General features: G+C 62.8%; 1 protein-coding gene. It reads left to right on the plus strand.

Features of this window, described 5'->3' with window-relative positions; genetic code table 11:
• The first annotated feature begins 171 nt into the window (after positions 1-171).
• A complete protein-coding gene (gene purU, locus MPN20_RS17110; RefSeq protein ID WP_242784063.1) occupies positions 172-1,026 on the plus strand; it encodes a formyltetrahydrofolate deformylase in 855 nt (284 codons plus the stop codon).
• Positions 1,027-1,061 lie beyond the last annotated feature (35 nt).

The following is a 1,061-nucleotide window of genomic DNA, read 5'->3' on the forward strand; positions in this document are numbered from 1 at the left end:
CGGCCCCTCGTCATTTGTGCTGTCGTTTGTGCTGTCGGCGCAGAGTGCCTGGTTTGCGACGTGACTCCTCGCTCACCGCGCGTGCTGTCACTGCTCCGGTCGAGGAGTTGACCAGCCGTGCAGCAGGCCCAATGATGGATGAAACCCCTCTCGAGTCAGGAAGCATCGGACATGCAGGACTACATCTTCACCCTCGAATGCGACGAGCGGCCGGGTATCACCCACGCGGTCACTGGAGTCCTCCTCAACCACGGCGGTGACATCAAGGAGTTCAAGCAGTTCGACGATCAGTACTCCCAACGACTCTTCCTCCGCATCGACTTCAGCCTCCAGGACGAATCTGCGGAGGCAGTTGAGGCTCTGCGCGCTGACTTCGACGAGATCGGTGCGAAGTTCAATGCGAACTCTCGGCTGTGGCCGCAGGGGGAGAAGCGTCGGGTCCTCATCATGGTCTCGAAGTTCGAGCACTGCCTCAATGACCTGCTGTTCCGGGCTCACGCAGGGGAGCTGCCGATCGAGATTGTGGCCGTGGTCTCCAACCACCCCGATCATCGCGAGCTTGTCGAATGGCACCACATTCCGTTCTTCCGGATCCCGGTAACCAAGGAGACGAAACCCGACGCCGAGGCGAAGCTGCTCGAACTCGTCGACCGTTTCGAGATCGACCTCGTCGTCCTCGCTCGCTACATGCAGGTCCTCTCCGACGATCTGGCCCGCGAGCTGACCGGCCGGGCCATCAACATCCACCACTCGTTCCTGCCTTCGTTCAAGGGTGCCAAGCCCTACCACCAGGCCTGGGAGCGCGGGGTCAAGACCGTTGGGGCGACCGCGCACTTCGTCGACAGTGAACTTGACGAGGGCCCGATCATCGCCCAGCAGGTCGTCGACGTCGACCACTCGTTCGGGCCGCAGGACCTCGTCGCCGCCGGTCGCGACGCCGAATGCAAGGCGCTGTCCAATGCCGTGAAGTGGCACTGCGACGGACGCGTCTTCCTCTCAGGCAAGCGCACAGTCGTCCTGCGCTGAGCCCCCTTCGTCGAGCGGACCAGTTGCCGTCGAGC

Origin of the sequence: Brevibacterium sp. ZH18 (genome assembly GCF_022748595.1) — a bacterium.
Classification (GTDB): domain Bacteria; phylum Actinomycetota; class Actinomycetes; order Actinomycetales; family Brevibacteriaceae; genus Brevibacterium.

Bases quoted from the DNA above. Each gene is read 5' to 3' on its own strand.
- purU (WP_242784063.1), top strand. From the start codon at position 172: ATGCAGGACTACATCTTCACCCTCGAATGCGACGAGCGGCCGGGTATC.